The organism is Paractinoplanes toevensis (assembly GCF_018332695.1).
GTDB classification, from domain to species: Bacteria; Actinomycetota; Actinomycetes; order Mycobacteriales; family Micromonosporaceae; genus Actinoplanes; species Actinoplanes toevensis.
In genome coordinates this window covers 55,537-62,527 of sequence record NZ_BOQN01000089.1, presented here as the reverse complement: position 1 = coordinate 62,527, position 6,991 = coordinate 55,537, and the positions used below count along the sequence as shown (strand labels likewise).

Sequence of the window (6,991 nt, the reverse complement as noted above, 5' to 3'; positions counted from 1 at the left end):
CCCGCCGTGCGCCACTCACAACCGGGACGCGTCCAGCAGCCGGTCCCCGGCCCAGGTGAGCAACCACGCGTCGCCCTTCGGCGTCTTGTAGGGCTCCGGATCCGATTCGTCGAGCAGGGTGGCCAGCATCGTGGGCATCACCTTGCCCTGACTGCAGATCACCGGCACGCCGCCGGTTCGCAGATCGAGGATCCGCTGGGCGGCCAGTTTCGCCTTGGCCGGGGCATCGTCCGGGTCGGCCGGCTCGGCGAACGCGCCGTCCTGCACGATCGGCCGGCCGCCGAGCAGCGCGGCCAGTGGTTCGAGGGTCTGCTTGCAGCGCAGCGGAGTGGCCGAGATGAGGCGCGCCGGCCGCAGCAGCGCCAGCACCGCGCTGATCCGCGCCGCTTCGTCCCGGCCACGCTCGTCGATCGGGCGCAGGGCGTCGTTGCCCTTCCACTCCTTGCGCTCGCCGGCGTGCGCGTGCCGCACCAGACCCACCACGGCGGTCACCGGCGGGAGCGTGGTGACATGCTCGACCAGTCGCCGTTCGTCGTCGTAGCTGAGCCGGGTCAGCGCCTCGGCCGGAGACAGCCAGACCACCTCGTCGACCTCGTCGGTGTCCTGCACCGGACCGTCGCCGGCCGCCCGCATGAGCCAGTAGTCGACCGTCTTGGGTGTTCCGTCGGGCAGGTCGTAGGCGACGGTGGGGAGTCGCAGCTCGGGCACGCCCGTCCAGCCGGTCTCCTCGGTCACCTCACGGACCGCGCCGGCCAGCGGGTGCTCGCCGTCGTCCAGCTTGCCCTTGGGCAGCGACCAGTCGTCGTAACGGGGCCGGTGCACGAGGCAGATCTCGCCGCTCTCCCGGTGGAGAACACCGCCGGCGGCGCGTACCTGATCCGCCATCAGACCGCTTTGCCCTTACCGATGATCCGCCGCAGCAGCGCCGCCTGGAGGTGCATGTGCGGCTCGGACGGACTGATCGGGCGGCGGTGCCAGGTGCCGTCGCCGGCCAGGTCCCAGCCTTCGCTCTCGTCGCTCATCGACAGCTCCAAAACGTCGTGCAGATCGCGCTGGGCCGACGGCAGGGTCACCCGGACCAGCGCCTCGACCCGGCGGTCCAGGTTGCGGTGCATCAGGTCGGCCGAGCCGATCCAGTATTCGGCGTCGTCGCCCGGTCCGAACCGGAACACCCGGGAGTGCTCCAGGAACCGGCCGACGATCGAGCGGACCCGGATGTTGTCGGAGAAGCCGGCCACGCCCGGGCGCAGCGCGCACATGCCCCGGATGACCAGGTCGACCTTCACGCCGTCCTGCGAGGCACGGTAGAGCGCGTCGATCGTCTCCTCGTCGACCAGCGAGTTCACCTTGAACTGCACCAGGGCCTCGCCGCCCGACCGGGCGATCTCGGCCTGCTGCTCGATGCGCTCGATCAGGCCGGAGCGGACGCCGTGCGGTGCCACCAGCAGCCGGCGGAACGAGCGCTGCCGGCTGTACCCGGTCAGCACGTTGAACAGGTCGGTGACGTCGGCGCCCACCTCGGGGTCGGCGGTCAGCATGCCGAAGTCCTCGTACAGCCGGGCGGTCTTCGGGTGGTAGTTGCCCGTACCGATATGGCAGTAGCGCCGGATCTGGTTGCCCTCCTGGCGCACCACCAACGCGGTTTTGCAGTGGGTCTTGAGGCCGACCAGGCCGTAGACGACGTGACAGCCGGCCCGCTCCAGGGTGCGCGCCCAGGCGATGTTGGCCACCTCGTCGAACCGGGCCTTCACCTCCACCAGCACGACCACCTGCTTGCCGGCCGCGGCCGCGTCCACCAGCGCGTCGACGATCGGCGAGTCGCCGGAGGTGCGGTAGAGCGTTTGCTTGATGGCCAGCACGTTCGGGTCGGCGGCGGCCTGCTCGATGAAGCGCTGCACGCTCGTCGAGAACGAATGATAGGGGTGGTGGACCAGGATGTCGCTCTCTCGCAGCCGGTTGAAGACGCTGCGCGGGACCTCGCCGTCGGCCAGCTGCGGGTGGGTGGCCGGCACGAACGGCCGGTCCTTCAGGTCGTCCCGATCACACTCGCCGAACACCTGCCACAGCGACGACAGGTCGAGCAGGCCGGGCACGCGCAGGACGTCCTGGCTGTCCATGTCGAGCTCGCGGACCAGGGTGTCGAGCACGTGGTCGCTGATCGAGGCGGCCACCTCGAGCCGGACCGGCGGGCCGAACCGGCGCTGTGCCAGCTCGCGCTCGAGGGCCTGCAGGAGGTCCTCGTCGCGGTCCTCGTCGACCTCGAGCTCGGCGTTGCGGGTCACCCGGAACAGGTGCCACTCCTGGATCTGCATGCCCGAGAAGAGCTGGTCGAGGTGGACCGCGATCAACTCCTCGACCGGCAGGAAGCGGATGCCGCGGCTGTCGTTCTGCACGGTCACGAAGCGCGGCACGTTGTTCGGCACCTTGATTCGCGCGAACAGCTCGGAAGCCCCGCCGTCCGGCTCGCGCAGCACCACGGCCAGGTTCAGCGAACGGCTCGAGATGTAGGGGAACGGGTGGGCCGGGTCGACCGCGAGCGGGGTCAGCACCGGGAAGACCTGCTCCCGGAAGTACGTCCGCAGTCGCTCCTTCTCGGCTGGGCCCAGCTCGCCCCAGCTGACCAGCTCGATCCCCTCGGCCGACAGCTTCGGCCGGACCTCGTCACCGAAGCAGGCCGCGTGCCGGGTGACCAGGTCGGTGGCGCGCTCGCTGATCATCTCGAGCTGGTTGCGCAACGAGCTGCGGTCGCCGCCGCGCATCGGCAGCCCGGCGTTCAGCCGCCGCTTCAGCCCGGCGACCCGAACCATGTAGAACTCGTCCAGGTTGCTGGCGAAGATGGCCAGGAACTTGGCCCGTTCGAGCAGCGGGGTGCCCGGGTCCTCGGCCAGCGCCAGCACCCGGGCGTTGAAGTCGAGCCAGGACAGCTCGCGGTTGAGGAAACGGTCCTCGGGCAGCTCGGGGGCGCTGTCCGTCTCGAATGCCTCGTCCACCGCCGGATCGTCGGCGGTCAGTTCCGTCACGATGTGCTCCAAGGCGGTAGGTCCTGCTTCCTCTGCGGTCCGGGGGAGAAAGCGGCCGTTCGGGCCACGCCGACGGGACTCGGGGATCCGGGGCGGGGTTTGCATCGCTCCATCATTGCGGGTCCGGGGAAAACGTGAAACGAACTAGCGCTTGATCAACTCAACCGATTCCGGGAATGGTGACCCGGCGCACGGTGCCGGCGGACTCGGTGTCGATGTCCACCCGCTGCCCCAGACGCAGCAGGCGCAAACCCGACCGGTCGAAGGCGATCGAGTCGAAGGCCAGCTCAGTGCCGTTGTCCAGCAGAAGGGTCCCGCTGCGGGTGTCCGGGTCGAAGGTCGCGATCGTGCCCTGCATGCCCTGAACGCTACCGGTTTCAGGCGGCCGGGGCGCAGCTCACCGTGAGTCCGAGATCACGCAACAGCGAGCAGGTGTGCCGGCCGGCCCCCAGCGTGAGCACCCGGCGCAGGTCGGCCGGGGTATCGACGTCCTGCCGGAGGCCCGGCCAGTCTCCGGTCAGCGCCTTGGCGCCGGAGTCCGCGTGCGCCACCGCCGAGCCGAGACCGAAGCGCGGGTCGAGCGGTTCGCCCGGCCCGGCCGCCAGCAGCACGGTTCCGGTGCCGGCGGCGTCGGCCACGAAGCTCCTCCGCTCGGCCGCGTGCAGCGCCTCGTCGAGCTGCGCCGGCTGAAGCGCCGGCAGGTCGCCGGCGAGGACCGTACGGAACCGGTTAAGTCCGACGATCTCGTCGGCACCGAACCGCATCGCGGCGTTCAGGTCGCCGCCCGGTGTGTCCGGCACCACCCGCGCGCCCAGCTCGGTCACCGCGGCCGCCGCGACCGGATCGTCGGTCACCACCACCAACTCGGCCACCGTCACGCCGGCCAGCACCGCGGACACGGTGTCGCGCACCATGGCCAGGGCCAGGTCGGCGTGCCGGGCCGCGGGCACCGCGCCCCGCAGCCGGCTCTTCGCCGCGCTCAGCCGCTTGACGGGGATCACCGCCGTCCAGTCCCGCACCATGGGGGCAAGTCTGCCAGCGGTCACGGTAAGGACCCCTGCCTGGTCCTCCGGCCCGCGAGCAGGCATGATTCGTCCGAGGTATGGGGACCGCGGTGGGGACACGCCGTGGTGTAGGCAGGAGGGGCCGTGGCTCGGCGCAGGCTGGGATTCTGGCGACGGTTCGCGGCGTGGTTATGCATACCGGTGTTGACGGTCTGGACGAAACGGACCTGGACCGGGATGGAGAACATCCCGGCGACCGGCGGCATCATCGTCGTGCCCAACCACGTTTCGCACTTCGATCCGTTGGTGGTGGGCCACTTCATCTACGGCGCCGGCCGCTGGCCGCGCTTCCTCGGTAAGGCCAGCATCTGGCGGGTGCCGGTGCTCGGGCCGTTCCTGCGCAAGGTCCAGCAGATCCCGGTGGAACGCGGCAGTGTGGAGGCGGTGAAGTCGCTCGACGTCCTGATCGATGCCCTGCACCAGGGTGGCGTCGTGGTGATCTACCCGGAGGGCACCACCACCAAGGACCCGCAGCTGTGGCCGATGCGCGGCAAGACCGGTGCGGCCCGGCTGGCGCTGGTCACCGGCGCCCCGGTGGTACCGGTGGCGAACTGGGGCGCCGAGCGGATCTTCGACCCACGCACGAGCCGGCTCAGCCTGCGGCCGCGTACGCCGGTCACGGTCACCGCCGGCAAGCCGATCGACCTCTCCCACTGGGCGGGGGCCACCCCGACCCGCACGGTGCTCGACGAGATGACCGACCACATCATGCTCCAGATCAAAGCCCTGCTGGGCGAGCTGCGCGGCGAGGAACCGCCGGCCGCCCTCTACGAACGGCCGGGCCGCCGGGCCGGCACCGCCGGGGAGGCGTGATGAGCCGCGCCACCGTTCTCGGATCCGGAGCCTGGGGCACCGCGTTCGCCAAGATGCTGGCCGAGGCCGGCAGCGACGTGACCATCTGGGCCCGGCGCGAGGTCGTCGCCGCCGAGATCCGGGACCGGCACGTCAACGAGGGCGCGCTGCCGTCGGTGAAGCTGCCCAAGGAGATCACCGCCACCAGCGACCTCGCCGCCGCGCTGGACGGCTCGTCGCTGATCGCCATCGCCGTGCCGTCCCAGACGCTGCGCGGCAACCTTGCCGAGTGGGCCGGGCACTTCGCGCCCGGCTCGACCCTGATCTCGCTGATGAAGGGCATCGAGCTCGGCACCACCAAGCGGATGAGCCAGGTCATCGTGGAGACCGCCCGGGTCGACGCCGACCGGGTGGTGGTCGTCTCCGGCCCCAACCTGGCCCCGGAGATCGCCGCCGAGCAGCCGGCCGCGACCGTGGTGGCCGGCACCGACCCCGACCGGTGCCGGGCCGTCCAGCAGGCCATCGCGCTGCCCTACATCCGGCCCTACACGAGCGAGGACGTGATCGGCTGCGAGATGGGCGGCGCCGTCAAGAACGTCATCGCCCTCGCCTACGGGATGACCATCGCGATGGGCATGGGCGACAACACCCGGGCCTCGCTGATCACCCGCGGCCTCGCCGAGACCGCCCGGCTGGGCGTCGCGCTCGGCGCCGACCCGCTCACCTTCGCCGGCCTGGCCGGCCTCGGCGACCTGGTCGCCACCTGCTCGTCGCCGCTGTCTCGCAACCGCACGTTCGGCGAGCAGCTGGGCCGCGGCCGGAGCCTGGAGGAGGCCCAGGTGGCCGCGCGGCAGACGGCCGAGGGTGTGAAGAGCTGCCTGGCGATCCGCGACCTGGCCCGGACGGTCGGCGTCGAGATGCCGATCACCGAGCAGGTCGAGCGGGTCTGCCACGAGGGCGCCGACCCGCGGGTCGCCGTGAAGATGCTGATGGGACGGGAGATCAAGCCGGAATGACGTATTCGGATGGCACCCGGGCGGTGCACGCCGGGCTGCCGGAGAAGCCCGAGGTCGGCGACCCGTTCCTGCCCGGTCCGGTGTTCGCGGCGCCGTTCCACCTCGACCCGGTCACCGGGCCGGGCCAGAACGACTACGCCCGCACCCAGCACCCCACCCGGCGTGCGCTGGAGGCGGCGATCGGGCAGCTCGAGGGCGGCCCCACGCTGGTCTTCGCGAGCGGGCAGGCGGCGATCACCGCGTTGCTGTTGTCGGTGCTGCGCTCCGGCGACACGGTGGCACTGCCCGCCGACGGTTACTTCACGGTTCGCGCGTTCGCCGAGGGAACCCTTCGCGAGCTGGGCGTTTCCACCATCCTGGTGCCGACTTCCGGGCCATACCCCGACTTCCGGGGCGTACGCCTGGTGCTGCTCGAGACGCCGGCGAATCCCGGTCTCGACGTGTGCGACATCCGGGCCGTCTCGGCGGCCGCGCACGCCGGCGGGGCCATCGTCGCGGTGGACAACACCGCGGCCACGCCGCTCGGGCAGAACCCCCTCGCGCTCGGCGCCGACGTGGTGGTCGCGTCCGGCACCAAGGCGCTGACCGGACACTCCGATGTGCTGCTCGGTTACGTGTCGAGCGGCGACGACGCGCTGCTCGGCAAGGTGGAGACCTGGCGCAAGCAGACCGGGGCGGTGCCCGGAGCGTTCGACTGCTGGCTGGCGCACCGGTCGATCGCGACGCTCGACCTGCGGCTGGCCCGGCAGACGGCCAACGCCGCCGCGGTCGCCGACCTGCTCGCGGCACGTCCCGACGTGACCGGCGTGCGCTGGCCGGGCCTGCCGTCCGACCCGTCGTACGCCGTGGCCAGCACGCAGATGCGGCGGATCCCCGGGATCGTCTCGTTCGACCTGGGCTCGGCCGAGCGGGTGGCGCGGTTCCTCACCGCGGCGTCGCTGGTCTTCGCGGCGACCTCGTTCGGCGGGGTGCACACCACGGCCGACCGGCGAGCGCAGTTCGGCGACGACACGGCACCGGGTTTCGTGCGGCTGTCCTGCGGCATCGAGGACGCGGCGGATCTTCTGGCCGACCTGACGGCGGCCCTCGACGGCTAGGG

The 6,991-nt window shown here is 71.6% G+C and carries 7 protein-coding genes; 3 read left to right on the top strand and 4 right to left on the bottom strand.

Annotated features, from left to right (window positions below; genetic code table 11):
- Positions 1-15: 15 nt before the first annotated feature.
- The 4 genes from Ato02nite_RS34820 to cofC are packed head-to-tail and all read right to left on the bottom strand — an operon-like array spanning position 16 to position 4,042.
- A complete protein-coding gene (locus tag Ato02nite_RS34820; protein ID WP_213010930.1) occupies positions 16-885 on the bottom strand; it encodes an NUDIX hydrolase in 870 nt (289 codons plus the stop codon).
- Positions 885-3,125, bottom strand: coding sequence for an RNA degradosome polyphosphate kinase (locus tag Ato02nite_RS34815; RefSeq protein WP_213010929.1), 2,241 nt, complete (start codon positions 3,123-3,125; stop codon positions 885-887). Before Ato02nite_RS34815 ends, Ato02nite_RS34820 begins: the two co-directional genes overlap by 1 nt.
- 55 nt (positions 3,126-3,180) lie before the next feature.
- Positions 3,181-3,378 (bottom strand): cold-shock protein, encoded by a 198-nt coding sequence (locus tag Ato02nite_RS52015; protein ID WP_246607828.1) that lies wholly within the window; start codon positions 3,376-3,378, stop codon positions 3,181-3,183.
- Between the two features lie 19 nt (positions 3,379-3,397).
- Positions 3,398-4,042, bottom strand: coding sequence for a 2-phospho-L-lactate guanylyltransferase (gene cofC / locus Ato02nite_RS34810; protein WP_246607827.1), 645 nt, complete (start codon positions 4,040-4,042; stop codon positions 3,398-3,400).
- A 126-nt stretch (positions 4,043-4,168) separates the two neighbouring features.
- On the opposite strand from cofC, the gene Ato02nite_RS34805 reads away from it, so the two are divergent.
- The 3 genes from Ato02nite_RS34805 to Ato02nite_RS34795 are packed head-to-tail and all read left to right on the top strand — an operon-like array spanning position 4,169 to position 6,989.
- The gene (locus Ato02nite_RS34805) at positions 4,169-4,897 is read left to right on the top strand and encodes a lysophospholipid acyltransferase family protein (protein WP_213010928.1); all 729 of its coding nucleotides are present in this window, start codon (positions 4,169-4,171) and stop codon (positions 4,895-4,897) included.
- A complete protein-coding gene (locus tag Ato02nite_RS34800) occupies positions 4,894-5,892 on the top strand; it encodes an NAD(P)H-dependent glycerol-3-phosphate dehydrogenase (protein WP_438873093.1) in 999 nt (332 codons plus the stop codon). Before Ato02nite_RS34805 ends, Ato02nite_RS34800 begins: the two co-directional genes overlap by 4 nt.
- Positions 5,889-6,989: a cystathionine gamma-lyase gene (locus tag Ato02nite_RS34795; RefSeq protein ID WP_213010926.1), complete on the top strand. Its 1,101-nt coding sequence runs from the start codon at positions 5,889-5,891 to the stop codon at positions 6,987-6,989. Before Ato02nite_RS34800 ends, Ato02nite_RS34795 begins: the two co-directional genes overlap by 4 nt.
- Positions 6,990-6,991 lie beyond the last annotated feature (2 nt).

Excerpts from the sequence above, each read along its gene's own strand:
- Ato02nite_RS34820 (WP_213010930.1), bottom strand. The coding sequence starts at position 885 with ATGGCGGATCAGGTACGCGCCGCCGGCGGTGTTCTCCACCGGGAGAGC.
- Ato02nite_RS34815 (WP_213010929.1), bottom strand. The coding sequence starts at position 3,125 with ATGCAAACCCCGCCCCGGATCCCCGAGTCCCGTCGGCGTGGCCCGAAC.
- Ato02nite_RS52015 (WP_246607828.1), bottom strand. The coding sequence starts at position 3,378 with ATGCAGGGCACGATCGCGACCTTCGACCCGGACACCCGCAGCGGGACC.
- cofC (WP_246607827.1), bottom strand. The coding sequence starts at position 4,042 with ATGGTGCGGGACTGGACGGCGGTGATCCCCGTCAAGCGGCTGAGCGCG.
- Ato02nite_RS34795 (WP_213010926.1), top strand. The coding sequence starts at position 5,889 with ATGACGTATTCGGATGGCACCCGGGCGGTGCACGCCGGGCTGCCGGAG.